Annotated in this window: 23 protein-coding genes; all 23 read right to left on the bottom strand. The window is 39.7% G+C overall.

Annotated features, from left to right (window positions below; translation table 11 throughout):
• Positions 1–5 precede the first annotated feature (5 nt).
• A complete protein-coding gene (rfbC, locus tag OK344_RS01225) occupies positions 6–551 on the bottom strand; it encodes a dTDP-4-dehydrorhamnose 3,5-epimerase (RefSeq protein ID WP_265143075.1) in 546 nt (181 codons plus the stop codon).
• Positions 551–1,558, bottom strand: a complete 1,008-nt coding sequence (locus OK344_RS01220) for an MraY family glycosyltransferase (RefSeq protein ID WP_265143074.1) — start codon at positions 1,556–1,558, stop codon at positions 551–553. Before OK344_RS01220 ends, rfbC begins: the two co-directional genes overlap by 1 nt.
• Entirely contained in the window at positions 1,558–2,463 is a 906-nt protein-coding gene (locus OK344_RS01215) for an NAD-dependent epimerase/dehydratase family protein (protein WP_265143073.1), read from the bottom strand. Before OK344_RS01215 ends, OK344_RS01220 begins: the two co-directional genes overlap by 1 nt.
• 152 nt (positions 2,464–2,615) lie before the next feature.
• Complete coding sequence (locus tag OK344_RS01210) at positions 2,616–3,668, bottom strand: glycosyltransferase (protein WP_265143072.1); 1,053 nt, start codon at positions 3,666–3,668, stop codon at positions 2,616–2,618.
• A gap of 80 nt (positions 3,669–3,748) precedes the next feature.
• Positions 3,749–4,999, bottom strand: a complete 1,251-nt coding sequence (locus OK344_RS01205; RefSeq protein ID WP_265143071.1) for a glycoside hydrolase family protein — start codon at positions 4,997–4,999, stop codon at positions 3,749–3,751.
• Positions 4,978–5,784 (bottom strand): glycosyltransferase family 2 protein, encoded by an 807-nt coding sequence (locus OK344_RS01200; RefSeq protein WP_265143070.1) that lies wholly within the window; start codon positions 5,782–5,784, stop codon positions 4,978–4,980. Before OK344_RS01200 ends, OK344_RS01205 begins: the two co-directional genes overlap by 22 nt.
• Positions 5,762–6,799, bottom strand: coding sequence for an EpsG family protein (locus OK344_RS01195; protein ID WP_265143069.1), 1,038 nt, complete (start codon positions 6,797–6,799; stop codon positions 5,762–5,764). Before OK344_RS01195 ends, OK344_RS01200 begins: the two co-directional genes overlap by 23 nt.
• On the bottom strand, positions 6,799–7,947 hold the full coding sequence (locus OK344_RS01190; RefSeq protein WP_265143068.1) for a glycosyltransferase family 2 protein: 1,149 nt from the start codon (positions 7,945–7,947) through the stop codon (positions 6,799–6,801). Before OK344_RS01190 ends, OK344_RS01195 begins: the two co-directional genes overlap by 1 nt.
• Positions 7,948–7,960: 13 nt before the next feature.
• Entirely contained in the window at positions 7,961–9,454 is a 1,494-nt protein-coding gene (locus OK344_RS01185) for a lipopolysaccharide biosynthesis protein (protein ID WP_265143067.1), read from the bottom strand.
• Positions 9,454–9,966 (bottom strand): acyltransferase, encoded by a 513-nt coding sequence (locus tag OK344_RS01180; protein ID WP_265143066.1) that lies wholly within the window; start codon positions 9,964–9,966, stop codon positions 9,454–9,456. The genes OK344_RS01185 and OK344_RS01180 overlap by 1 nt, the downstream gene beginning before the upstream one ends.
• 84 nt (positions 9,967–10,050) lie before the next feature.
• A complete protein-coding gene (locus OK344_RS01175; protein WP_265143065.1) occupies positions 10,051–10,554 on the bottom strand; it encodes a GNAT family N-acetyltransferase in 504 nt (167 codons plus the stop codon).
• Positions 10,555–10,559: 5 nt separating this feature from the next.
• Complete coding sequence (locus OK344_RS01170) at positions 10,560–11,621, bottom strand: DegT/DnrJ/EryC1/StrS family aminotransferase (protein ID WP_265143064.1); 1,062 nt, start codon at positions 11,619–11,621, stop codon at positions 10,560–10,562.
• Positions 11,621–12,709, bottom strand: coding sequence for a DegT/DnrJ/EryC1/StrS family aminotransferase (locus OK344_RS01165; protein ID WP_265143063.1), 1,089 nt, complete (start codon positions 12,707–12,709; stop codon positions 11,621–11,623). Before OK344_RS01165 ends, OK344_RS01170 begins: the two co-directional genes overlap by 1 nt.
• Positions 12,710–12,715: 6 nt before the next feature.
• The gene (locus tag OK344_RS01160; protein WP_265143062.1) at positions 12,716–13,738 is read right to left on the bottom strand and encodes a polysaccharide biosynthesis protein; all 1,023 of its coding nucleotides are present in this window, start codon (positions 13,736–13,738) and stop codon (positions 12,716–12,718) included.
• A 327-nt stretch (positions 13,739–14,065) separates the two neighbouring features.
• Positions 14,066–16,435, bottom strand: a complete 2,370-nt coding sequence (locus OK344_RS01155) for a GumC family protein (protein ID WP_265143061.1) — start codon at positions 16,433–16,435, stop codon at positions 14,066–14,068.
• 15 nt (positions 16,436–16,450) lie between these two features.
• Positions 16,451–17,239 carry a polysaccharide biosynthesis/export family protein gene (locus OK344_RS01150; protein WP_265143060.1) on the bottom strand — a complete coding sequence of 263 codons (789 nt, stop codon included), beginning with the start codon at positions 17,237–17,239 and terminating at the stop codon, positions 16,451–16,453.
• A gap of 44 nt (positions 17,240–17,283) precedes the next feature.
• Complete coding sequence (locus OK344_RS01145) at positions 17,284–19,224, bottom strand: polysaccharide biosynthesis protein (RefSeq protein WP_265143059.1); 1,941 nt, start codon at positions 19,222–19,224, stop codon at positions 17,284–17,286.
• 91 nt (positions 19,225–19,315) lie between these two features.
• Positions 19,316–20,458 (bottom strand): DegT/DnrJ/EryC1/StrS family aminotransferase, encoded by a 1,143-nt coding sequence (locus tag OK344_RS01140; protein WP_265143058.1) that lies wholly within the window; start codon positions 20,456–20,458, stop codon positions 19,316–19,318.
• Positions 20,445–21,062, bottom strand: coding sequence for an acetyltransferase (locus OK344_RS01135; RefSeq protein WP_265143057.1), 618 nt, complete (start codon positions 21,060–21,062; stop codon positions 20,445–20,447). The genes OK344_RS01140 and OK344_RS01135 overlap by 14 nt, the downstream gene beginning before the upstream one ends.
• Positions 21,059–21,667, bottom strand: coding sequence for a sugar transferase (locus OK344_RS01130; protein ID WP_265143598.1), 609 nt, complete (start codon positions 21,665–21,667; stop codon positions 21,059–21,061). Before OK344_RS01130 ends, OK344_RS01135 begins: the two co-directional genes overlap by 4 nt.
• A 57-nt stretch (positions 21,668–21,724) precedes the next feature.
• Positions 21,725–22,009, bottom strand: a complete 285-nt coding sequence (locus tag OK344_RS01125) for a hypothetical protein (protein WP_265143056.1) — start codon at positions 22,007–22,009, stop codon at positions 21,725–21,727.
• A 766-nt stretch (positions 22,010–22,775) separates the two neighbouring features.
• On the bottom strand, positions 22,776–22,985 hold the full coding sequence (locus OK344_RS01120) for a hypothetical protein (protein WP_265143055.1): 210 nt from the start codon (positions 22,983–22,985) through the stop codon (positions 22,776–22,778).
• Between the two features lie 11 nt (positions 22,986–22,996).
• On the bottom strand, positions 22,997–26,443 hold the full coding sequence (locus tag OK344_RS01115; RefSeq protein WP_265143054.1) for a RemA C-terminal-like gliding motility protein: 3,447 nt from the start codon (positions 26,441–26,443) through the stop codon (positions 22,997–22,999).
• Between the last annotated feature and the right edge of the window lie 44 nt (positions 26,444–26,487).

Below are 26,487 nucleotides of genomic sequence, written 5' to 3'. Positions count from 1 at the left end.
CACTGCTAAAAGTTCTTCTCTGCGAAGGTAGGCAACTGGCTGTCTTTTTCTGAAAGGAGAACCTTATCTGCCGGTAATTTCCAGTCGATATTGAGATCTTTATCATTCCAGATCACACTACCTTCAGACTCTTTATGGTAGAAATTATCGCATTTATAGGAAAAAATTGCAGTTTCACTCAATACGGAAAAGCCATGACCGAACCCTCTTGGAACGTAGAGCTGCAATTTATTTTCCGGAGTCAATTCGACCCCGAACCATTTTCCGAAAGTTGGCGACTCTTCGCGCAAATCAACCGCAACATCAAAAACTTTACCTTCAAGACAAGAAACCAATTTCGCCTGTGCATGCTCGCCTTTTTGCAAATGAACACCACGCAAAACTCCGTAGGAAGATTTGGAAATATTATCCTGCACAAAATGACCGTTCATTCCGGTAAGCTCATTGAATTTTTGCTCATTGAATTTTTCATAAAAATAACCTCTTTCGTCTTCGAAAACGGTCGGTTCTATGATGTAGCAGTCTTTGAGTGGTGTGGATTTTATTTTCATTAATTAATGTTTTGTGTGATTTGCTTTTTAATCGTAAGTTTGGTGTAAAGATAAAAAATTAGCGCAGGTAATAAAATAATTACGAAAATTACATTTTGTGACAAGTTTGAAAAAATAACTATGGCATTGATAATCAACTGTACAACTGCGTAGAGTGTACTTACCTTCAAATGAGATATCTTTTTCTCATTAGCTAAAAGCTGATAAAGGTGACGGCGGTGCGCTTCGAAAATATTTTCTTTGAGTTTCAGTCTTTCTAAAATAGTGAAAATAACCTCTACCCCGTAAACCGCAAGAAAGAGAATCCATTTAATTTCGCCGGTTTTCATCATTAGCAGACCAATTAAGGCCACAACCCAAAACGCAATTCCCATACTTCCAATATCGCCCATAAAGCATTTTGCCTTTTTTCTAAAATTGAAAAAGAGAAAAACCAGACACGCTAAAATGGGATAGATAATAAAATCACGATCAACAAAACTCACCATATTCTGATTCACGTACAATAAAGAAAGTAACGTCACTAAGCTGTAAAGCCCGGTAATGCCATTAATGCCGTCCATGAAATTATAAGCGTTTAGAATTCCGATAATTAAAATATACAAAACCGGAATCGCCCAAATCGGGAGCACGACAAATGCATTGAGAAAAGCGAGTAAGAAACTCACACTGATGACATGAAAAACAATCCGGATTTTACTTGAAAGATCATAGAGATCGTCCAGAAAACTGATGGTACAAAGCGATAGAAGCCCGATTCCGAAAAGCAAATAATTATGGTTTTCTGCTGCCTGATCATGAATTGGAAGATGAACTAACTTGCCCCATGTGCTGATCATCAAAAACAATAGAAAAGCGATCGGAAAGACAATTCCACCACCACGCAAGGTGATTTCAGTATGAGCACTTCTGTGATTTGGTTTATCAATAATATTATATTTATCGGCTATTTTGAAATAGGCCAACATAAATACTAGAAGTAAAATTACAACAATAAAATATTCCATTATTTTTTAAAACTTTTGATTGTTTTTTCTATACCTTGTTGCGCTGTAAAAGGTAATTTATCTATTTCTAAAAGTGTTTTTATTTTTTGATTTGATACCAGTAAATTATTAGTCAATTTTTTAAGTTTTTTAGTATTGAGCGGAATTGGAACAAAATCTCCGATTCTTGCTAAACCCTTTATCATTGATTTTGGAAGATTAATGTTGAGAATTCTTATATTTTCAACTCTCTTAATGATATCAATAATTTCGTTGGTGGCAACAGACTCATCATCAGAAATATGGTAAATTCCGTTTTCTAAATAATTACTTTTTTGAATGATTTGCTGAATGTAAAAATTAAAATTATCTATCGAAATAAATGATCTTTCATTATTGAATGCTGCTAATGGGTAAGGAATTCCTTTTGATATAATTTTATACAATAACCCTAAATTCCCTTTATCTCCTGAACCGTGGACCATTGGCGGGCGAATTATTATCAATTTTTTATTGGTTGCCAAATATTCTTTCAACAACCATTTTTCTGCTTCTCTTTTGCTTTTTCCATAGAGAGAAATTGGGTTGCACTTATCGGTTTCTGCGAGTGGTCGGGAGGATTCAAATTCTTCTAGAGCCGCTAATGAACTAATATGAATATATAATTTAGCGTCAGATCTTTTAAAAATTTCAAACGTCTGCTGGGTCAATTCTACATTTGCAAAATGATAATCCTGCTCTGTTGCTGTGCCTTTATGATCGTGTGCTTTGCCAATGAGATTAATGAATACTTCTGTTTTTGGACCAATGTCATTTTTCCAAAAAGGATTTCTTAGAGAAATTTCCTGAACTTCATTATTATGCTGTAAAGATTTTACCAAATTTTTACCAATAAATCCAGAGCTTCCAAAAACTGCTATTTGCATATTATTTATTTAGTATAGATTTCCAATGTGAAATTTTTGACAGCCCAAGAACGTCTTGAACACAATTTAAAAAAAAATACTTTTTCTTACGTCATTATTCATTTCTCTTAAATCAAAAGTTAATATTTTATAGTGCAATAATAGAATCCATATCAAACGTTTGTCTTATAAAGTTTTAAGTAATTATTATACATCTGATCAATAGTAAATTGAAGCTCGTAAGTGCTTCTGGCATTTATGCAGAATTGACTATATCTCTCTTCATCTAAAAGTACATATTTTATTTTATCGACAAAACAGTCTACATGATTTTCAATTGCAAAACCATTTTTCCCGTTCAAAATCTCAACAATACCTCCGACCTTAGATGCAATTATAGGTTTTTTGTAAGCTAATGATTCAATGATTGAAATTGGTAAGCCTTCATAATTACTTGGCAAAATAAATAAATCTGCATATCTGAGATAATCTTGAGCGTTGGCAATCTCCCCGAGCATCAAAATATTGTCCTTGGTTAATTTAACTTCCTCTTTATTACCAATCCAAATAAATTTCACTTTTTCATTTGACATTTTTTCTGCGATTTCACAGAATAGTCCAAACTTTTTTTGTGGACTTAGTCTTGCAATACACATCACTATTTTAAAGTCCTTTTTCAAGGAATCAAAATTTATATTTGGAACTATCATCTTGGCAGTATCAACGTCTTGAATTCCATTGTAAATGGTGACTACGGATTTTTCAATACCTTCTTTCTTTAGAATATTCTTATCATATTCGCTAACTGCGACGATATTTTTTACTCTACTTTTTAAAAGTTTTTCAATGATTAAAAATTTAGGATTAGCATGTCTTACAGAATCAAAACCGTGAACTGTGTAAATTATTTTATTTGTTGGGAAAGCTAAACGTCCCAGTGCTCCCATCTTAGAGCTGTGCAGGTGAACTATATCCGGTTTAATCTGTTTGTAAATTTTTCGCAGTGCTACGAATGCCTTAAAATCATTTGTTACGCTAATACTCCTTTGTAGTTCTTTGATTTTTATTTTATGAATTTTTGGAGATAGCAGATTCCACATTGCGCCATGTTGTTCGGAAACAACGTACACTTCGTGTCCATTTTCAACTGCTTTGTTGGAAAGATTTATTAAGACACTTTGTGCTCCCCCTAGATCTGCTAAAGTTATAGCTTGTAATATTTTCATACTTTACAATAATTTCGAACATTATAGTTGACTTAGCAAGATCTATTTTCTGATCTGCATTACAACTTAGAATTAAAATTTTATTTTACATTAATGTAATCATATTTATCCCAAGAAAAAAGATTGGATTTTTCTGATGTACGCTGCTTGTAAGTAAGGTTACTCACATTATCCAAAAGACCTTGGATGTGGTCAGTTTCATTGATGATTTTAGTATTGCTGAGATCTATATCGTTCACAGATCTCAGCAATAATTTGCCATAAAGTGTACAATTCAGAACTTTAACTCCAGAGAACAGTTTGATTTTGTTTTTCTTATGTTCTATTGTACTAGAGAAAACGAGAGCAAAATATCCCGTAGGATTTTTGACACCAGCATCTATTTTACAATTATCAAGAGTGATGTTTCCTCGACCTATGAAGTTACCATTTCTACTGTCTGCAATGTCATAGAATACAATACCGCCTCCCATATTTTTTGTGAACTCTGTATTAATTATCTCAATATTTCTCATTCCAGACCCAAGTCCATAGCCTTCCATATCCCAGCCATTACCGTAAAGGTTACCATTATAGATAGCTCCTATATCGCCTTCTACTTTGCCTCCGTTGATTGTCAGTCCATTATTCTGAAACTTACAGTTTTCCATGATCAATCCGTCAATAGATTCGCCAGAACCACCATGTCTTCTGTTGTATGAGGATGTCACGTTTCTTAATGTTACATTTTTGATAGCAAATAACTCTTTTCCACTATCAAGGTTTGTATGCAAACCTCTGTATAGCGCAATACCATCTGTTGCGCAGTTTTTGATATTAACATCAATAATATTTAGATTGGTACAAAACCCTTTGACAATGATTCCATGTTTGCCTCCATCCCGGGATGCAAAATCCAATTTTTTTTGGGCGGAACGATTACCATCTATTTTGATATTCTTGATTGTTATATTCTTAAAACCACCGTTAATACGGGAAATTTCAATACTGGATCTTGCGACGCCTGATTTGTTATATATATTGGATTCTAAATCATTCCCAATATTAATAACGCTGACATCTGAGATAGAAGTTGGTATGGATATCAGTGTCATATTCTGTATCGTCATATTGCTTTTTAACCATAATGAGGTCACGTGATAGGTTTTGTTGCCTCCATCTAAAATACCATTAGAAGCAAGACCGTTGATCTTGTCCTGAAGTGATTTGGTATCATCTTTAAAATTACTTCCGTCTATAGCACTATATTTTGATAGAGTGGAGCAATTGACAAATATCAAAATCAAACCTAGTAATAGAGATTTTATCTTCATTTTAAATACACTATGCATAATCTTCTGAAAAATTTTAAATTTGAAAATAATATAGTTTTAATCAATGTACCAAAGCCAATTACTTTGTTTTTGAATAGAGATTTGTAGTTAGAAATTTCTCCTTTCTGCATTTGAAAAAGATTGGAGGACAGTCCACTTTCACCAAAGTTTGCTTTTCCTAAAGCATTCTTGGCTAAAATTTCATTGATGAAAATAGCGTCGCGCTTGGATACTAATCGAAGCCATAAGTCATAATCTTCACTGTATTTTTTTGCAGTATCGAAAAGATAATCCATCTCAAACAGATATTGTTTCTTTATAAAAACAACAGGTGTCGCAAAATAATTCTTGTACAATAATTTTCTAAATGTGATGATTCTAAAATACTCAGAAGCGGGATCTACCTCATGATAAAATGCACCTCCAATAATACCAATGTCCGGATATTCTAAAGCCAAATCCAATTGTTTTTGCAACTTGTTGCGAATCCAAACATCATCAGAATCTAAAAAAGCTATATACTCACCCTTTGCTAAAGTGATGGCTTTATTTCTTGTCTTAGACGGACCTGCGTTTTTTTGATCTATTAATCTGAATTTTGATTTAACATCATCTGTTTGAGATTTAATAAATTGCTCAACAACTAATTTACTGTTGTCACTCGATCCATCATTGATAATAATGACCTCCCATTGGGTATACGTTTGTTCTAAGATAGACTGTAGACTGAGTACAATTGTATCTTCAGCATTGTATAATGGAACAAGTACGCTTACCAAATTATCTTTCCCAATAGAACTCATAAGGCAGAAATGGTGTTGTTACTTCTTTTTCCTCACTCATAAAGTTTCTGATTTTCAATGAAAAACTTATAAAACCAATAACCATAAAGAAAATCAGATATCTTTTTTTGAATGTCTTCAGTTCTTGGAAAAATGCAATGAAAATCAGCAGTGTAAAGATAAATAAACTTTGGAATCTAAGTCCTGAGTAAGAACTTAGGGACAATACAAATGACGCCATTTGCAAGGCGAAGATGATAAATAGTATCTTGCTTATTTTCTTATTCAGAAACCAATTGAGCCCAAAAATAAGCGTAAATAATATTAGAGGTGTTACTCCGGAAAGTCCCGATGGTTTTGTCAAGTCCTTATATGCATCCACTTTATTGTCAAAATATCCAAAATCCAAAATATTAAAAACCGCATAGCCAACTACGACAAGTAGTATTAGATGAATTTTTTTAAAATTAACCTGCGAAAGATAAAGTAGAATAATAATAATAATAGAAGAATACTGCATACTAACTCCCACCAGGCCGACTATGATAAAGGATTTGAATTTCTTTTCCAAAATAAGCCTCGCTGCATAAGCACTGATTGCAAAGCTCAATCCATATCTCAAACCATTCATCGTCATATCAAAATAGAAATACGGAAATAGGAGAAATGTAAAAACAATCAACTGCCATTTATTGCCGGAAAAAGCCAACCAGAGAAAAAGACTTGTAATAAGAGATACAACGGGAATTATAAAATATTCACTCGAATATATCATAGACAAAGCATATGTCAAGAACTTGAACCCTGGCTCATAAACTACCTTTTCCATATTACCATTGAAGGTATTGGAAATCCAAGTATAATAACTTGCTTTATCTGTTCCCGTATCACCGCTGAGGACAGCAACGGCTAATGCTGGCAACAAGCCAAAGAATAGTATAGCCTTGTAGGATTTGAAATTGGTCTTCGAGACATACGTCATAAACGTGATGCCTACTAAGAATAAAAATGGTAATAAATAAATTAAAAAATTCATTACGTTTTATTTACCGTTTGGCTATATAATTTAAAAGCCTGAAGAATATCTTCTACATCTTCTATCACTATAGATTTCGAAGAGCCAGAATTTTTGTATATTCTACGCATCTTATCTACGCATAGGCTAAATATGGAACAGGATACTTTACTCCAAAAAACCAATTTATTGATACTTCTTTCTTTTCGCAATTTTTCACATTTTTCCACCATGTAGTTTAGAATCTGCTTTCTATTCATCAGAATTGCTTGTGCTACCAATGGATAGATGTTAAAATGTTTCCGGTATTCAGGCATTTTCATAGCATCTATACTATTGAGTCCGCTGTCACCCCATATTGTGGTGACACTATAAAACTCCGGTATGTCTTTGTCCCAAACATAGGGTACTTTGCGATTTTTCAAGTGTGGCATATCCTTGAGTTCCCCACTGTGCAAACCTAGGAACTGATCTGCTGTGGTACTTTTTCTACAGACTCCGGCAATCGTTAAAGGTTTATCTATGATGTAATGATTTTTGCAAGAGAGAGCGATGGCTACTACAGAAAATATATCTGGACTTAGTGCACCGTAAAAATCGCCAGACCTTTCCTTGATTTCTAGCATGACGTCTTTTTTCACAAAGCCATGATACGATTTTGGAAGATCGAAAAACATATAGTTCACAATTCCAGCTTCCAGAAGTTTTATCAATTCCTTTTTTGAATCAATTTTTCTTTTGCCTTCGGTAAATTTGCTCACAATCAGACCACCATTTTCATAGTTAGGATGCGCTCCTGGCCAGAAGTATGGAATTGTGTCCTTGCAACAAAAAGAATCTACATTGTTTTGCTTTGCCCACACCAAATAATCCATAGCCTCTGGCAATATGCCATCATCATCGCCCAATAGACAGATGTATTCACCTGTGGTCATTTCCATCGCCCGGTTAAAATTATCGATTGATGAGATTGGACTATTATCATAGAAATAGGTAACTTTTGGTGATGCTATAATGTCAACAAATTCTTTAACCGCAGTTGTACCACTATTGTCTGCAACAGCAATTTGTATTCTGTCGTCATCAAATGAAAGTATGGATTGAATTGTCTTTATACAGTATTGCTCTCTATCCTTTGTAGCGATAGCTATGCTTAATAATGGTCGCATTGGTAATTGTGTATTATTTCTTTTTCAAATTCACTAATTGCTTTAATTCTTTAATGGAAACCAAAACAAACAATGATATCATTAAGGTTGCAAAGGTAGCAATACCAATCCAAATTAAAGAAAAGATTCTATTATTATCTACCAGGAGAGGAATTTTGGAAAATAGAAAAGCAACGATTCCAGCGATGCAAAAAGGTAGAATAAATTGTTTCCAATATATATCCGTGATGATATTGCTCTTGATAAATTTCTTATTAATAAAGAAAACGTAGATGAATGTTGTGATAATCTGAACACCGCAAAAGACAGAAGCCGCTCCCATAGCACCATAATATTTTGTTGCAAAAAAATATCCGGGAATAGTTATTAATAAACTTGATATACCAAGTATGTTATTTAATTTCGTATATCCATTTGCAATTGCGAGTTGATATGGCAATGTTGCCAATGCTAACATTGACATGGACAATGATATTACGGGCAGATAAATTTTAGCTTCATCAGCCAATGCTAAGTTTCCTGTCCAAATCCAAATTAAATCCTTAGCAAAAAAAGACATATTAGCCATCACTGCAAAAACCAATATTGATACAAGTATACTGGATTTATTGAAAATCAGTGATGCCTTTTCATTATTTCCCTGTGAATATTCAGAAGTAAATTTTGGTAACAGTGCTATTGAAATAGGATTTGCAATTGCTATTAAAACCTGAGAAATTGATAGTGCGAGGGTGTAATAACCAAGACTTTTTAGAGAAAGTAGTTTTGTAATTACAATTTTATCCATCTGAGTATTGAAGGCCGCAATAATTGCAATAAGCAACATTCCCCCTGCAAAGCCCCAATTTTTTCTTAAAATCACTTTTTCAATTTTGGTCGAAAAACCTATAGACACTTTACCGATCAAATCCTTTTCGAGAGAAAGTTTTATTAGTAATGTGAAAAGAATTGTTGAAATGGTTTGCCATAAGAAAAAAACATCCAATCTCGGATAAAAAATAATTATGAGAACAACCAAGCCGTTTCTTAAAATTCCCAATCCAATTTGGTAAAAATTTGTTTTTACTTGTTTTTCAAGCCCTAATAATCCACCACTATAAAATCTATATAAAAGTTGAAAACCTATATCAAAGCTAATAATTTTTAAAAAAACTGCCACTTCTGATGATTGATAACCATCCAAGTTTATCCATTTTTCGGCTAGAAAATTGGACAATAAAAACACTAAAAGTATACTCGTAAATGTAATTAAAAGATATGATGCCTCAAGAGTTTTGAAGGTCCTTATCTTCTCTACATGTGTAATATCTTTTCGCGCAAATTCACGAGATAAGGTAGCCGACAATCCAGCATCAAGTACGGCCATAATTCCGGCAATCAATAGAGTAAAGCTGATTATGGAGTAACTTTCGAACCCTAGGAATTTAATATAGAGTGGTATAAACAAGAAATTCGAAATCAGCGCCCAAAATCTTCCTATAAAATTAGCTATAATGTTTTTTTTCACTAAAGTCTACTTTTAATAAATTTTGCAGGAACACCTCCAACAATTGTGTAAGGTAAAACATCCTTATTTACGAACGAATTGGCACCAATTATCGCACCGGTTCCTATCGTAACGCCCTTTGCTATAGTAGTATTAGAAGATATCCAAACATTATCTTCAATGATGATTTTGCCTTCCACATTTGGTTGAGAAACCATTGGCGCATCGATATTGCTGATTCCATGATTAAAAGCAACAATTACTACATTGGGGGCAATCATCACATTTTTACCTATAAAAATCCCAGCATTTTCACCGGACATTGTACAGTTTTGGGCAATTGAGCTTCCCTCTTTCATCTCGAAAACGCCTGTAATTCGTACGTTTGATGCAATCGCTGTATTGGGATGGATTTTACAACCTTTTTTATTGAAATTTCGAACCCTCAACTTACTAAATTCATTTGGTAAAGCAAGTAATAAAGAATCCCACATAAGTGAGATGAAAAATTTAATTTTTAAATATTTATTCATTACATATTTGTAATTTAAATGAATCTTAAATAGTATCGAAGCTGAAAAAATTAGGTCAATGCAGCTAGTCTTAATCTAACAAAACTAAAAATTCCTATCAGCATATTCCAACGATGTCACTACATCTTCAAAATTGTAGATCATGAAATTGATATCACTGAATTTTTCAGTTTTGATGGTATTTTTGTCAACCAATTTCCAATCGAACTTTTCGTAGTAAGGAACAAGATGATCTATGCAAAGCAAAATTCCCTTCCAGTCATGCGCAACCAAAACTTTGTTTACTTCTTCCATCAAAACATTTCCAAAACCTTTTCCCGTTTCTGAGGTGCAAACATTGCCAATACCTCGTACGCTGACATTTTTAAAATTGATGATAGCAGTTATGTCAACCAAATTGGTATAAGCAATGGATTCTTCTCCATCTTTAATCAATACATGAAAATCATTGGGTCTGATGTTCTCAGCCATCCATTTTTTATGCTGTTTTAGTGTGTATTCCCATCGTATTGCCTTCAGCTTACAGATTTCTGTCAGTTCTTCTTCCGAAATATCAGAATGTTTAATGATCGAAGTTGTAAATTTCATTGGAATTATAAATTTACCCACCAACCGGATGGTATTGCTACATATTTTTTCATGAACTCGTTCACTCCTGGCAAGTTTTCATTATTCTTAAAGACAGAATAAATATTGTTATTGATGTGAACTCCGGTTGCGTAGAAGCCTTTGTCTTTCATTTGTTGCAGAAACTCTGTTTTGTTTTCTGCCAAAACACCGTACACCCAATAATTCGGGTTTACATTTTCATTCAAATGCAGCGGTTTTGCATTTGTTTGTTTTGCAAAAAATGTATTCCATTTTTCTGCATTGGCTTTCTGTTTGGTAAATAGGACTTCTATTTCTTGCATTTGCTTAAACCCGATGTAAGAATTTATTTCGCTCATTGTGGCGCCATATCCTTCTATAGAAATATCGCAATTGGGATTGATTTCGCCATTCTCCAGACGGAAATTGGCTCTTTCGATGCCGTAATCTCTTACCAACCTTGCTTTTTCAAAAAAAACTTTGTTGTTGAAAGCGATTGCACCACCATCAATGGTATTTGGTAAACGAACCGTTTGGAAAGAAAAAACCGTCATATCTGCACCGGTGTTTCCTGTTTTTTTTCCTTTGTATTCTGTCCCGAAAGCTTCTATACAATCATCTATCACAGGAATTCCGAATTCTTTTGCGATGTTGTACACTTCATCCAATTCTCCTGCATAGCCGCAAAAAAGATTGTTGAAAATTGCTTTTGTATCTTTTGTAATCAGTGAATTCAGTTGCGAAACATCCATTGCGCTGGTTTCTGGGTCAACATCGATCCATTTGATTGTAAGATTTTTTACGGCAAATGGTTGATTGCTCGCTAAACAACTGACAGGGCTTGCAATAATTTCGTCTCCAGGTTTTAAATCCAAAATCGACAAAACCATTAATAAAGCTTGGTTATACGTTGCTGTAGTTAGTATATCTGGGTTGCCAATAAACTGAGAGAGAGTTTTTTCAAACTCTCTGCCATATTTTCCGTAGGCCAATTGGCCTGAATATAAAATTTCGTTTATGCCTTCTGTAATATGCTCCGGCATAAATGGTTTGTAGATAGATACCATTACCAACCGCCTTTTATTATATCGACCATTTTATCACAATCTTCTTTGGTGACCCACCATCCACACGGGAGGTGCACCATTTTGCTGTAGAATTCATCCAGGTTTGGCAATTTTAAATTAAAATCATTCAGATAAGTATGAGAATCGCTTCTTTTATGCAGTTCCGACGCCATGATATCGTTGTCTGCCATTTTTTTGATGAATGCTTCCCTGTTTTCGACCTTGATGGTGTAAAGCCAATAAGAAGGTTCTGTATTCGGGTAGTATTGAATCAGTTCAACGCCTTTTACGTCTTTCAGTTGCTCATCTAGATATTTCCCGTTTGTAATATATTTTTGTACAAGCTCTTCGATGTTTTCTAATTGAATCAATCCTATTGTGGCATTCACATTATTCATGTGATACTTATAGCCTTGCATTGTAATATTATTCTCCATTCGGCTCAGTTTTTTGTCTAAACCAAACCAACGAATAACTTTTCCTTTTTCGTACAATTTTTTGTCCTGAATTTGCAAAGCACCACCGTCAATAGTGGTTAAATGCTTAATTGCCTGAAAAGAATAGACGGTAAAAGGGAAATGATTTCCTGCTTTTCTACCATTAAATTTCGAACCTAAAGCGTGTGCTGCATCCTGAACTACCGGAATATTGTGTTTCTCAGAAATCTCCTGAATACGTTTTATATCAACCGGAATTCCAGCGTAATCGACTACGATAATGGCTTTTGTCTTGGGATTGATGTTTTTTTCGATAGAATCTGGTGAGATATTTCCAGTAGCAATATCCACATCTGCATATCTGATTTTTGCACCAACTGCTTTGATGGAAGTATTGGTAGGTTCTGCTGTTAAAGCAGTACTGATGACTTCGTCGCCTTCTTTCACCCCTGACAATATCAGCGCGATATGCAAAGCCGCCGTTCCAGAATTGAGTGAAAGCGTGTGACCGCCGCCAATATATTCTTCAAATTTTCTTTCAAACTGTTCTACAGCTTCACCTTGTGCAACATAGCCGCTATATAAAATTGCTTCCAATTTTGGCATCAAAATCTCTCTTGGCGGAATGGAAGTCTGAACTAATGGTAGCATCTTGTATTATTTATTGTGAGTGGCTAATTCGTCTTGTACATAATCTAAAGTAAGAAGAAGTTCTTTCAATTCTTCAACACTTAGTCTTTCTGTGTTATCAGAATTATATTCTTGATTAATTAATTTTGGACCATCTTCTTGTACATATTTGGTATAATTTAAATCTCTAAAATCAGCAGGAACTCGATAGAATTTACCTAAATCTTCTGCTTTCGACATTTCTTCTTTGGAACACAGAGTTTCATATTTCTTTTCAGCATGTCTTTCCCCTATAATCAAAATTTCGTTCTCCGCATTAAATAATTCTATCAATGCTTGTGCTAAAACTTGAATGGTCGCTCCCGGCGATTTTTGAACAAAAATATCTCCCGGATTTCCGTTGGTAAAAGCGAACATTACTAATTCAACCGAATCATCTAACGACATCATAAATCGAGTCATTTCAGGATTAGTAATGGTTAATGGTTTTTTTTCTTTGATTTGTTTAATAAATAATGGAATAATAGAGCCTCTAGAACACATTACATTTCCATAGCGAGTTGCTGTATAAATTGCATCTATACTTTTAACCCGTGGATCTCTAGCTTTTGCAACGGTCATCTTTTCCATCATAGCCTTGGAAATCCCCATTGCATTGATCGGATAGACCGCCTTATCCGTACTCAACACCACTACTCTTTGTACATTATTATTTGCAGCAGCTTCTAAAACGTTTTCTGCTCCCAATATATTAGTTTGAACTGCTTGCAATGGATAAAACTCACATGAAGGTACTTGTTTTAGGGCAGCAGCATGAAAAACAAAATCTACTCCTTTCATTGCAGCGTTTATACTGTTATAATCTCGGATATCACCAATAACGAAATTGAGTTTATCATTTTTGTACTCAATTCGCATATCCTCCTGCTTCTTTTCGTCCCTGCTGAAAATCCGTATTTCTTTCAATTCAGAATTCAAAAAACCCTTAAGCATTGCATTTCCAAATGATCCAGTACCACCCGTAATTAAAAGTGTTTTATCTTTAAACATTGTTTTATATTAAGTAAAGTTGTCAAATTAAAAAGAAGTATTTTACTATCCTTAATTCCCAATATCAATTCTACCAAAATAATTATATAACCAGAATTATCAAAAGCTCACGTGGTATTATAATCAAAACTAAAATGAACTTTTATCAGGAATTTCTAATTATTAATAAGTGATTCTGCAGTCACAACTATAATTATACAGAATTATAATTCTGTCAGCAGGTAATAAGTGATGAGGATAATTGATCTATAGTTGTTTATTACAAATTGATTTGTACTATTATGTTCAATAAAACTTTCGTCTTCTCTTTAATCTTATCTCGTGTTCCTATAAGAAAAATTCATCTTTAATCTTCTGCCAGATTGTTCTTTCCTCTGCCTGATAACCATATCCATATTTATTTCCATACCCGAAATAGTCTTTGTTCACATCGTTCAGTACGAAGGCCACATTTTTAATCTTGTTTGTATCAATCTGCTTATTTGCAAAATCAATCAGACCTTTTTCAGTGTATCCGGAACGGGTAACGTATACCGTAGCATCTGCCATTTCTGCAAAGAGGAAGGTATCTGTTACAAGCATCAGCGGCGCAGTATCAAGAATAATATAATCGTACAGTGGTTTTACCTCCTCAATAAGTTGCTCATATCTGCCGTTGGAAAGCAGTTCCGTAGGATTTGGAGGGATGCTTCCTGAATAAATAACATCGCAGTTAGGATTGAAACTGGAAACATGGATGATGTCCTGAAGGGTCGTCTGGTCATCATGCAGATACTCCGTTAAGCCGGCCAGCCCTTTTCGGGAAGGATTATAACGCTGAAGCTGCGGATTTCGGACGTCTGAACCTATAATCAGGACCCGGTTTTTGCCACTTGCCAACGTAAGAGCTAAATTAACCGAAACGAAAGTTTTACCTTCACCCTTTACGGAGGAAGAAACAAATACCGTTTTCCCTTTTTCCTTCTTCGGAAGCAGGAAGTTCATATTGGTTATAATGATCCTGAAGGCCTCGGCCATTGGTGAGAGATCATTCACCTCTACAAGTTCACTCTGTCCTCTTGCTACACTTGGCAGTTCGCCGAGAATAGGTGCATGCGAAAGTTTCTCCAGATCATGTTTAGAGCGAATCTTATTATTGAAGAGTTCTCTTATATAAATAAAGGCAAAAGGAATCAGCATACCAAACAGAAGGGCTGCGCCCAGAATAATCATTTTTTTGGGTGCTACAGGTTTCTCCGAAGCAAAAGCAGTATCAATAATTCTGGCTTTTGGTGCCGTAATGGCCAAAGAAATCGCAGCTTCCTCCCTTTTCTGTAAAAGAAGGAGATAAAGATTTTCCTTAATTTGCTGCTGCCTTTCAATACTTCTGAAGAGCTTTTCCTGAGCCGGCATTTTCGTGATTTTGGAATTGATTACACTCTGCTCGCCTGCAATCTGGTTTCTGGCAGTCTCGAGCCCTACCCGGTGTTTCACCAGACCGTCAAGCACCGAAGAGCGCAGCACAGCAATCTGTCGGTTCAGATCTGCTACCACAGGGTTCTGCGGGGTTGCGTTCTCGAGCAAACTGTTTCTTTCCAGAATGAGCTGGTTGTAGGCATTGATATTCGCCGAAGCGGTAGGATTGCTGAGCCCGACACTTGAAGGCAAAGTCTGGTTGCTACCCAGCCTCGACATATACGAAATCAAGTCGTTTGTAAGCTGCAGCTGCGTATCCGTTTCCAAAAGTCTGGCCCGCGCGGTCTCCGAACTTCCCAGCGTTAGCGAAGCTTCCGTTGGAATATCCGTTATCTTATTCGCTACTTTAAACTGTTCTTTCTGGCTTTCCACTTCGCCTAATTCATTGGCAATAATGCCTACCCTTTCATCGATGAAATCCTTAGTCTTTTTGGACTCGGCGTTCTTATCGCTGATCGCATCATTATTATAAGCCTGTACCAATCTGTTGATGATATTGCGTGCCTTATCAATGTTTGAATAATTGATGGAAAGCTCCAGAACCGTGGCGTCCTTGTTCACCAGATCCACCTTGGTCATTTTCTGGTAGCTGTTCACTGCCGCCGGCGTGGGCATGTACGTGATCTGCAGTTCGCCCAGCTTCTCGTTACGATCAGGTTCGTACGCCGGATTCTTCAGAATCATGATATTGGCATAAGGCAGATTCACGGTCTTCTTATAAGTGGTAACAATGGTTTTCGGGAGCTCTTCAGAACTGAGTTCCAGCTTGTCGCCTGAAATCTTCAGAATAAGCGGTTCTTTGACCGGCTCATCATAAGGCTTTTCGCTGATCAGTTGAATGATGACCGGTGCACTCTTGCCATAGAGTTCCCGCTCGGTAAAGCCGTTCTTGCTCTTGAGCGAGGTCTGCAGTCCAAGTTCGGTCACCACATCGTTCATCAGTTTCTTGCTCTTCAGCACCAAAATCTCATTCTCAATGCTGTTGGTACCCATGCTTCCGAATCCTCCAAGCTCAGAGAGCATTCCCATTTCCCCGGAAGGCGTCTTCTTGGTATCCTTGATCAGTGCAGTGGATTTAACACTGTACACCGGAGTCGCTGTTTTGATATAAAATACTGCAAGCGCTATAAAAACAAGCACCGACAGTACAAACCACCACCGCTTTCGCAGATACGGTTTTATAATTTCATTTAAATTGATATCGTTAGAAGCTTCAGCTTCCGCATTGGGGATCTGGCTCATTATTCTGGTCTGAAGTTATTTTTTAAAGATCGTGATGAAGATTCCCGCAAGTCCGATAACAGTACCGGCAATCGCAAGGTAAAGACTGGTATTGGGGTCCTGACGCGAAATCTTTTCTTTCGTCTGGTTGGCAGATACATAAATCACGTCTCCCTGTTTCAGCTGGAAATAAGGCGAATTGATGAAGTTGGCATCCATGAGGTTAATGCGTTCCTTCGTGATGGTACTGTTTTCATTTCTTACCAGGAGAATGTCATCGCGTTTTCCGTAGATGGTTAAATCTCCCGCTAAACCTATCGCATTCAGAAGCGTGGTCTGACCTTCGGGAATGGTATACTGTCCGGGTCTTGTTACCTCGCCCAAAACGGTGACTTTAAAATTGCTCAGCCTTACTGTAACAACAGGATCTTTAATATAAGTAGAAACCTTATGTGTAAGTTCAGCCTTTACCTCCTCCAGGTTTTTGCCGGTGGTGGAAATCTGCCCGATAATCGGAAAATCAATATTCCCTTCAGAATCTACGAGATAGGTTTTCTCGGTGTTCGGGGCCGTAGTGCCTGCCGGGTTCTGGGTGGTATAGTATGCCTGGTTGAAAGGTCTTGCGACTTCCATATTTTTTGCGGAAACGAAAATCACCAGCTGGTCCCCTTTTTGGATCGTGGAAGCGGAGTTTTTCAGCGCAGCTTCCGTCGCCGCCTGCTCCACATTCTGCATATAGTTGATATCACCAGCCTGACTGCGGGTTCCGCACGAAATAAGCAGCACTGAGACAAGGAAAAATAAGGAGAATATGTTTTTTATCATGAGTCTTTTAAAAATATCGAGGATTGCAAATATACAATTCTATCTTACTTATCCAAAACTTCGTAAACGGAATTGTTGCTTTTGAATTCAGGCACAATATCTTTAAGAATCTTTACCACTTCTGTCTTCTCCCTTCTTAAAGCTGCTTTGATGATCTGACTGGTAAACTGCTCAATGGCTTTAAACTCCATATTCGGGTCTTTTGAAATCAGGATTTTCTCGTTGTGGGTCGGCAGGGTCTTGGCATCGTCGCTCAAAAGCTCCTCGTAGAGTTTTTCTCCAGGCCTCAATCCGGTGTAAATGATCTTGATGTCGGTATGCGGTTCAAAACCGGAAAGCTTGATCATCCGGGTCGCCAGATCCAGAATTTTCACCGGGTCGCCCATGTCGAAAACAAAGATTTCACCTCCCTTTCCCATGGTTCCGGCCTGGAGGACCAGATCACAGGCTTCAGGAATCGTCATGAAATACCTTACGATATCGGGATGCGTAATCGTTACCGGACCACCCTTTTCAATCTGTTTCTTGAAGTGTGGAATCACCGAGCCATTCGACCCCAGAACATTCCCAAAACGGGTGGTAATAAATTTCGTGGTATTGTTTTCGGTATTCTGAAGGGCCTGTACAAAGAGTTCTGCCGCCCTTTTCGAGGCACCCATTACATTGGTAGGTTTTACTGCTTTATCCGTAGAGATCATTACGAAACGGTTCACCTTATATTTGCTCGCAAGGGTCGAAAGGTTCTTGCTGCCCAGGATATTTACCAGAATGCCTTCATGCGGATTTTCCTCAATCAGCGGAACATGCTTATAGGCCGCCGCGTGATACACCATCGAAAACTGAAACTTCTGGAAGAGCGGTTCGATTCGGTGACGGTTCGAAATGTCGGCCAGAATGAACTTAAACCGGATCCTCGGAAATTTAGCGGTCATTTCCATTTCAATGTCGTAGAGCGGCGTTTCGGCCTGATCAAGTACCACAATAAGGTCTGGTTCCAGCATAGCTACCTGCCGCACGATCTCACTGCCGATGGAACCTGCCCCACCAGTGATGAGAATCGATTTTCCGGCATGCCGCTTTTTCAGGTCCTCATTCTCAATGCGGATCGGCTTACGGTTCAGCAAATCCTCAATCTGAAGGGATTTAATGGAACCTTCAATATCATTATCGCGGAGCTTCTGTACCGAAGGGGCTTTAAAAACCTGCAAGTCTTTCTCCAGGAAAAGATTCACCCACGAATTCATTTCCTCTTTCGTCATCATCTCTTTTACCAGAACCACACCGTCCAGCATCAGGTCATCTTTGCTGTTTTTCTCAATCCGCTCTTTGCCGTAAATGGGTTTGCCTAATAAATTGGCCCTGCGGTAATCATGTCTCTGGGTAAGAAACCCCACAATATGGTAAGGCACATTGGGATTGTCGAGAATGGCACGCGCCACCGCTACCGACTGTTCATCGATGCCCAGCACCAGAATTCTTTTCCTCAGCGTACTCCTGCGGAATTCGCGGATGATGTGGAAAAATTCCTTTACAAAAAGCCGGAAAAGGAAAAGCAGGATAAACGACGTCGCGAAAAAGATCGCCAGGAACGGAATAGACATGTGGATGACGCGCTGCCCGGTCACAAAATAATACCCAAAACTTCCGAATCCTACCACCACCGTCGTGCTGAGGGTCGCCAGAAAAAGCTTGAATAAATCGATAAAAGTGGAATGCCGGATGATGCCCGAAAACGTACGGAACATAAACATGAACACCACACTCACCCCCAGGATCAGCAGGTACATGAGACCCCGGTGCGAAAACACCTGAATGGTGCTGTAACTCAGTTTTTCAATAAGGTAGCACGAAAAAAAGATCGCGAGCGAAATAAAGAAAATATCGATAAAAAGAACAACCCAGCGCGGCAGGTACCTTACATCCGACAGGTTCATCAGGTTATCGCCGCTGTACAGTTTAGTTTTCAGATTCTTGCCAAAGCCCATAGCTTTAAATAATAATTAGGATACGATCCCAAACTCAGCCGGAAATCGAGTTGTAATAATACGAAATATTATACAGTTACAGATATTTAATTTAAGATAAACTGAAGATTTCAGCAAACAGGTGACTGATCCGGGCAAAATCATTTTCGGTGAGATTAGAGCCGGAAGGAAGACAGAGACCGGTCTCAAAACACTTCTCAGCGAGATCAGAACCAAAATACAAAGAGTTTTTAAATACCGGCTGCAGGTGCATGGGTTTCCAGATGGGCCTGGTCTCAATATTCTCCTTCTGTGCCGCAAGCCTTACGGCTTCAGGAGTGATTCCACAGGCCGAATCCACACAGACCACGCTCAGCCAGTGATTCGAATAATAGTCACTGTTCGGTTCAGCATGAAGGGCAAACCCCTGGAAGTCTTTAAAGAGTTCCGCATAAAAACGGTGGTTAGCCCTGCGCTGTTCCACCCGCTGATGAAGCACCTCCATCTGTCCGCGTCCGATTCCGGCACAGATATTACTCATGCGGTAGTTATAACCGATATTGGTATGTTCATAGTGGGGAGCGTCATCTTTTGCCTGGGTAGAAAGGAAGACGGCCTTCTTTTTAAAAGCTTTGTCTTTCAGAATCAGGGCACCGCCACCCGAAGTGGTGATGATCTTGTTTCCGTTGAAACTCAGTACCGCCAGATCACCGAAGGTTCCGCATTTCTGGTTTTTATATGAACTTCCAAGGGCTTCAGCACTGTCTTCAATAACCGGAATATCATATTTTTCAGAGATCGCTTTAATTTCATCGGCCTTATAGGGCATCCCGTAAAGAGCGACCGCGATAATGGCTTTCGGTTTTTTTCCTTTCGAAATTCCGAATTTAATGGCGTCTTCCACGGCGTTCGGACAAAGATTCCAGGTATCCTTCTCACTGTCCACAAAAATCGGGGTAGCACCCATATAAACGATAGGATTCGCGGAAGCAGAAAACGTCAGCGACTGGCAGATGACAAAATCGCCGGGCTTCACATCCAGCAGAATCAGGGAAAGATGCACGGCTGCAGTGCCGGAACTTAGCGCCGCTACATAAATGCCTTTTTCATCCAGAAAATGCTCCAGATCCTGCTCCAGCCCGTTCACATTGGGCCCCAGCGGGGCGATCCAGTTTTCGTCAAACGCCTCCTGGATATATTTCATCTCTCCTCCGCCCATGTGGGGCGACGAAAGCCATATTTTAGATTGTTCCATGTTCTTCTCTCATTTTTATAATTTTACCGGGATTTCCTACCACCACCGCGTGGGGCGGCACATCCCGCAGCACCACGGCTCCTGCGCCGATCATGGCATTTTCACCGATCGTTACGCCCTGAATAATACAGGCACCGATACCGATATGGGCGCCTTTCTTCACCATAATGTTTCCTGCCAGCGAGGCTTTCGGGGAAATGTGCACAAAATCCTCAATCACACATTCGTGCTCCACCGTACATGCAGTATTGATGATGCAGTGTCTGCCAATGGTCACTTCTGCATTGATGCACACCTGAGGCATGATCACCGTACCCTCGCCTACCGTAGAAAAACGGGAAACGTAAGCGCTGGAATGCTGCAGGGTTTCAAAGTCGCACCAGTCTTTGATCCGGTGGTAAATCTTTTCACGCGTAGTGTTGTCACCAACAGCGATAATGACTTTCTTATTCCTTATGAGTTCCTCTGCGGGGGCATACACGGGCAGATGGTGCGGAAAGTTTCCGTTCGGCCGGTCATCTACCAGATACTCCAGCAGGTGATTATTCGAAAGTATGAGGTCGTAAATGACTTTCGCCTGACCTCCGGATCCATATAAAATCATGCTTTATTTCCTTTAAAAGCTTCCATCGTCATATTGTTACCGGCATTCACATCCTGCCTTTTCAGCACTTTCGCTATCGTAATCAGGAGGATTCTGGCATCCAGCGCTAAAGATATATTTTCAACATATTCCACGTCGTAGGCAAATTTCTCTTCCCAGGAAATGGCGTTCCTGCCGTTCACCTGTGCCCAGCCCGTAATACCGGGTTTCACGTCGTGTCTTTTCTGCTGTTCTGGGCTGTAGAGCGCAAGGTATTCGGGAAGCAGGGGACGCGGCCCCACCAGGCTCATGTCGCCCTTCAGCACATTAATCAATTGCGGCAGCTCGTCCAGCGAAGTCTTCCTTACCAGCCTGCCGAAAAAAGTAAGCCGGCGGTAATCAGGCAGCAGCCTGCCATATTCATCCCTTTTATCATTCATCGTCTTAAACTTGATGATTTTAAAAAGTCTTCCGTTCCTGCCCGGTCTGGTCTGAATAAAAAAGGAACTTCCACCATTGACCAAAACCAGAATCAAAGCAACTCCACATAAAACCGGACTCAGCAAGACCAAAGCTATAAGTGCGGCAATAACATCTATAACGGGTTTCAGAAACTTTTCGTACACATCGATTTCATTAATAATCCAAGGCAAAAACCCGAAACTGATTTCGGGTTTGCGGTATCATCTGGACAGGGATTTCCTGCCGTAAGTTTTGTAGGCAATAAGTCCCACTGCGATTATCAGCAGCAGGAGGATGTAATCATCGATGGGGATCGGGTCAGACGGGTTAGGTGGAGCACAATCCATGTCATCATCTACGATATCTAGAATACCGTCGCAATCACAATCTTCTGCAGTCGTTGTACTTTGGCCAGAACAAGGAATACCGGCAGGAGCTGCTTCAGTTTCGATATACTGTTCCTGTCTAGGCTCCGGAGCACTGGAGGAGGGAGATCCCTGTTCCACAGTTTCCGCCTCGGAGAATGATGTATTGGACCATTGTGAATAAGTGATAGCTGATAAGAATATAAAGACCGCAGCAATAATTTTCCGCATGAGATTCGTAAGTATTAAAAATTTTGACAAAGGTATAATAATTATTTAAAAAACGGGAAAACTCAATTTTAATAATTTTCTGTTTATACAAATATATTACTATTAATTTATTAACATAATACTTAAGGAAATTTTATAACAGTTGATTTGGAAACTGGGACACCCGGGAAAATAAGATGTCAATGCAGTGCCTGTAGCAAACGTTAGCACAACATATACGATAATACTCATTAAGGGTTAAAAATTCGGAACTATATGGTGATTCTCTTTGCTTTGCGTCGTTAATACTGTGCTTTGTCACACCTTAGGAAACCCAGCGAAGCGGTTCTACCGAGTCAGTCTCTCCAAAGTTACTTACTTTCACTGTGGGGACGCTTACAGCATGACAAACTATCTAAACAAAATGTAGAATTAAAATCTAAAGTCTCTGGCCGGAATTTACTTCTTTTCCAAGCCTTTGTTCCAGCCCTTTGTCACTCCTCAGCAAACCTAGCGAAGCGGTTCGATCGAGTTAGTCTCCTCAAAGATCGTAACCTGCGATTTGGAGAGACGCTTATAACTTTTCTTAACAGGTATTTATACCCAGCGCTTTGCCACTAAGTAGGAGTCTCTCCCAAGTTGCTAGCTTCCACTATGGAGACGCTTACAGCGTGACCAACGGCACGTATAGAATGACCTAATCACTACTCGCCATTTGCTCTGCTACAATTGCTTTTGTCACTACTAAAGTCTCATTATCCATCGTTGCACGGTGGAGACGATTAATTCTTGACCCACAAATGTGATATAATGCAGCATAATCGCTTATGATTCTTAAAAATTCCCTGAATTCTGCCACCGTAAAAACCAAAAAAAGAAGCGCTTTTTCAAGCGCTTCTCCTGTCACATAAATTTCAGTTATTTTCTGATTTTCTTCGTGAAATAATCACCGTCTTTAGCTTTGGCTTTGAGCAGATACATTCCGTTTAGCAGCGACTCGGCGTTGAAACGGATTTCATTTGATTTACCCTTTACCATATGCAGCAGTCGGCCCGATGCATCATAAAGCTCCAGGTATTCAAGATTCTCGGTCTGAGAACGAACCACAAAATCATTTTGATCCCGGTACACCTCGATGCCGTTTTTCACAGACTGCACTGTAGCCAGTTTCTGCTCTTTAACATACACAATTTCGAAACGGTTGGTAAACTCGCCCGCTTCACTGCTGAAAACATAATCACCCTCCGTAAGGTCGGCGATCACTCCCAACTGTTTGTCTTTAAGATAAACCGACTGTCCCCCGGCGAAAACCCCTTCTCTGTCAACCGCCTGAATTTTATAGGTTCCCGCGGTGAAATGACGAAGTCCTAACTGCACAATGTCTCCTGTTGTAAATGCACTTCTGCCGTTAATCACCACTTTCGCATCACCGGCAAAAGAGAAGAGCGCATTCGAAGCTGAGGAATTCGGAATTCTGGAATCCTCTTTTCCGAAATCTGTTTTGCCCGCCTCAAAATAGGCAATGCCGTTCTGAATGGTAAGCCCGTCAGGTTTTACGAGCTGAAGACGGTAACGATTCCTGTCTGATGATTTTCCAAAAAATACGGTATCGGTGTTGGATGTTCTTCGCATGCTGTTATTGTAGTTCAGCTGGGCTCCCGCTCCCGTAGCCCGTACCATAAATGCCTGACTTACTTTGATAACTCGGTTCGGAATCTTGGTGCCTTTTGGTCCTGTACCGTTACCCGGTGCGGCAATCCCAAAACCGTCCGTATCTGTGGCTGCATTGAAGAGTGCGTAACTGTAGCCCTGGTAAGCCCCTCCCATTTGGGTGTAAATATCATTTACACTGTTGTCCCAGAATCTGAAGGTCGGATCAATCAGCCCCGTGGTTGAATTGGCATAGAGCTCTATAAGATCCAGGTTAGATGGATAAGGGTTACCGGCAAGATTATAACCGCGTCCCGTGGTGTAGGTAGGGAATACCAGGGAGATATCGCCGTTGTTGGGAACTCCTTTATACTGAGCGACATCCACCGGGAGGTTATCTCCTGAAAGATCCACGTAAGCCAATCGCGGCTCCCTTACCGAAAATCCTTTGGCGACCACCCCATAATCAGAAGACGTAGCATTAACAAAAGAGTTGGTACTTTCTCTGAGTACCGTAACGAACGGAACGTTGGCTGCATTGTTACCGTAAATCATTTTCATATTCTGTCCTGCGACCGGCGAAGAGACAAAATTGTATTCTTTGCGGGCTTCGGTCAGGGTATGATGGCGTCTTACGGTGACCGGTGTCGTATTGGTTACCTTATTGATCTGCTTCAGGTTACCGTCCGACATTACAATCAGGTTACCGTTGTTAATCACGTCGGTAAGGACTTCTACAAAAGTATCCGGCGAAACAGTCAGTGTAGCGCCAGGGTTTACCGTACAGCTGCAGGCCGCAATGCTGCCGTTGGCGGTATCATAATCTGCGGCGATCACCGCGCTCAGGCCATTATTGCTTGGCAGACCGTTGCTCCATCCAGCAGATGAATAAGTCGAGGTTCCGCCAATCGTAATGGTTGCAGACGATGGAGTGGAATTTGTACACGACCCATTGGTCACGTTGATGATTCTGAGCGTCTGGTCTGTGGTGGCATTAAGAATAGCGATCTGTGAAGATCCGCTCGCCGGAATGCTCATCATTTCCACAGGGCCGTTATTAATGGTGTACACCACAATATGACCCGGTGTTCCGGTGATGGTAAATATCGCGGAAGTGTTGCTGCATATCTGTCCGCTGCCTATTACAGATACCGTGGCAACCGGTAGTGCGGTGACCGTCACCGGCTGAGAAGCCGACATTACAGTGCCACATCCGGAATTTAAAGTATAGGTAATGATGGCGGTTCCTTCTGAAACTCCATAAACAATTCCGGTACTGTTCACAATGGCCACCGCAGGATTACTGCTGCTCCATGTTCCGCCTGGGGTTCCGTTCGAAGTATATACTACCGCCGATCCTACGCATACCACATTATTGCTGTGCGAAACCGTACCGGCATTCACATCAGGATTTACCGTAATATCAGCGGAAGCCGAAGTCGGCGTTCCACAGCCGGAATTAATCGTATAGGTAATGGTCGCTGTCCCGGGAGCAATACCGGTTACAACCCCGGCATTACTTACCGTAGCGACATTGGTATTGCTGCTGCTCCAGGTTCCCCCTGGTGTTCCGTTGCTGGAATAAGTCGCTGTTCCGCCGATACACACCGAATTGGAAGTGTAGGAAACAGTCCCCGCTGAAACGGGAGGATTTACCGTCATGGTAACGGTATTCGAAGTGGCCGGCGAACCGGTAAGACACGGACCTGCATTTGAAGTCATGATTACCCTTACCTGACTGGCATTAGCCAGGGAAGATGGGGTAAAGACCGAAGCGGTAGCGCCCGGGACATTTACGCCATTGATTTGCCACTGGTAAGCTGGGGCGGTACCCCCGTTCACAGGAGTGGCGGTGAACGTAACTGGAGTTCCTGAACACACGGTAGTTCCGGGGTTGGCAGAAATACTTACACTGGCTGGTAAATTTGGATTAACGGTTACACTTACCGGGGTTCTCGGAGAAGTAAGTCCACAGGAATTGGTCTGGGAAACATAGTAGGTTCCGGTTGACAACAAAGCCGCAGAAGAGAGCGGCGTAGTGGAAACTGCGGAGTCATACCAGTTCAGGGTATTCGCGGGCTCCTCTTTCGTGGCCACAAGACTTGCTACCGTAGCCCCGGCACAGAAGGTCTGTGGCGATGAGGCTGCCGGTGCAGATGGCGCTTTACATCCGGTAATCTTAATATTATCAATTTTTACATCGGACGAACTTCCTTTAATATTAAAGGCAGCAATGTAAATGGTAATAGGAGCGGCGCTGTCGTTAAAATTAGCATTCTTTGTGGTGGAAAGCACCGCACTGTAGTTCGTCCAGGTCGTCTGTGCGATATTCAATGCACCTGCATAATCAGTAGTCGGAGCTACCGTATTAAATGAGGGCGCCGCACCGGTTTTGTTGGCAAAAACCTGCCACCCGGTATTAGGATCTGTGGAATACCCAGCAAAAGAGAGGGTAATATTAGTATAACCGGCAGTAGGAATCTGCAGTTTAATATACCTTACTGCACTCGATTTACTGAGATTTGTTACGAGTGCCTGACCCGGATTACCCGCAGTATAGCTGAAATTCACAGCGTTTACCAGCGAAATAACCGGACTTCCCAGGGCACCTGCATCGGGACTAAGGTTACCCTCCAGCTGATACTGGACCAGCGTGGTCTGGGCCTGCGTAAATACTGCAAACAGAAGGGTAAAGAATAGATTAATTTTTTTCATATAAGTTCAATTTTCAATGGGATTCATAAAAATAGCCGTTCCGG

Origin of the sequence: Kaistella yananensis, from assembly GCF_026107505.2 — a bacterium.
GTDB classification, from domain to species: Bacteria; Bacteroidota; Bacteroidia; order Flavobacteriales; family Weeksellaceae; genus Kaistella; species Kaistella yananensis.
The sequence above is the reverse complement of the archived record's forward strand: the minus strand, read 5'-3'. Positions and strand labels throughout refer to the sequence as shown.

Bases quoted from the DNA above. Each gene is read 5' to 3' on its own strand.
- rfbC (WP_265143075.1), bottom strand. From the start codon at position 551: ATGAAAATAAAATCCACACCACTCAAAGACTGCTACATCATAGAACCG.
- OK344_RS01220 (WP_265143074.1), bottom strand. From the start codon at position 1,558: ATGGAATATTTTATTGTTGTAATTTTACTTCTAGTATTTATGTTGGCC.
- OK344_RS01215 (WP_265143073.1), bottom strand. From the start codon at position 2,463: ATGCAAATAGCAGTTTTTGGAAGCTCTGGATTTATTGGTAAAAATTTG.
- OK344_RS01210 (WP_265143072.1), bottom strand. From the start codon at position 3,668: ATGAAAATATTACAAGCTATAACTTTAGCAGATCTAGGGGGAGCACAA.
- OK344_RS01205 (WP_265143071.1), bottom strand. From the start codon at position 4,999: ATGCATAGTGTATTTAAAATGAAGATAAAATCTCTATTACTAGGTTTG.
- OK344_RS01200 (WP_265143070.1), bottom strand. From the start codon at position 5,784: ATGAGTTCTATTGGGAAAGATAATTTGGTAAGCGTACTTGTTCCATTA.
- OK344_RS01195 (WP_265143069.1), bottom strand. From the start codon at position 6,799: ATGAATTTTTTAATTTATTTATTACCATTTTTATTCTTAGTAGGCATC.
- OK344_RS01190 (WP_265143068.1), bottom strand. From the start codon at position 7,947: ATGCGACCATTATTAAGCATAGCTATCGCTACAAAGGATAGAGAGCAA.
- OK344_RS01180 (WP_265143066.1), bottom strand. From the start codon at position 9,966: ATGAATAAATATTTAAAAATTAAATTTTTCATCTCACTTATGTGGGAT.
- OK344_RS01175 (WP_265143065.1), bottom strand. From the start codon at position 10,554: ATGAAATTTACAACTTCGATCATTAAACATTCTGATATTTCGGAAGAA.
- OK344_RS01170 (WP_265143064.1), bottom strand. From the start codon at position 11,621: ATGGTATCTATCTACAAACCATTTATGCCGGAGCATATTACAGAAGGC.
- OK344_RS01165 (WP_265143063.1), bottom strand. From the start codon at position 12,709: ATGCTACCATTAGTTCAGACTTCCATTCCGCCAAGAGAGATTTTGATG.
- OK344_RS01160 (WP_265143062.1), bottom strand. From the start codon at position 13,738: ATGTTTAAAGATAAAACACTTTTAATTACGGGTGGTACTGGATCATTT.
- OK344_RS01155 (WP_265143061.1), bottom strand. From the start codon at position 16,435: ATGAGCCAGATCCCCAATGCGGAAGCTGAAGCTTCTAACGATATCAAT.
- OK344_RS01150 (WP_265143060.1), bottom strand. From the start codon at position 17,239: ATGATAAAAAACATATTCTCCTTATTTTTCCTTGTCTCAGTGCTGCTT.
- OK344_RS01145 (WP_265143059.1), bottom strand. From the start codon at position 19,224: ATGGGCTTTGGCAAGAATCTGAAAACTAAACTGTACAGCGGCGATAAC.
- OK344_RS01140 (WP_265143058.1), bottom strand. From the start codon at position 20,458: ATGGAACAATCTAAAATATGGCTTTCGTCGCCCCACATGGGCGGAGGA.
- OK344_RS01135 (WP_265143057.1), bottom strand. From the start codon at position 21,062: ATGATTTTATATGGATCCGGAGGTCAGGCGAAAGTCATTTACGACCTC.
- OK344_RS01115 (WP_265143054.1), bottom strand. From the start codon at position 26,443: ATGAAAAAAATTAATCTATTCTTTACCCTTCTGTTTGCAGTATTTACG.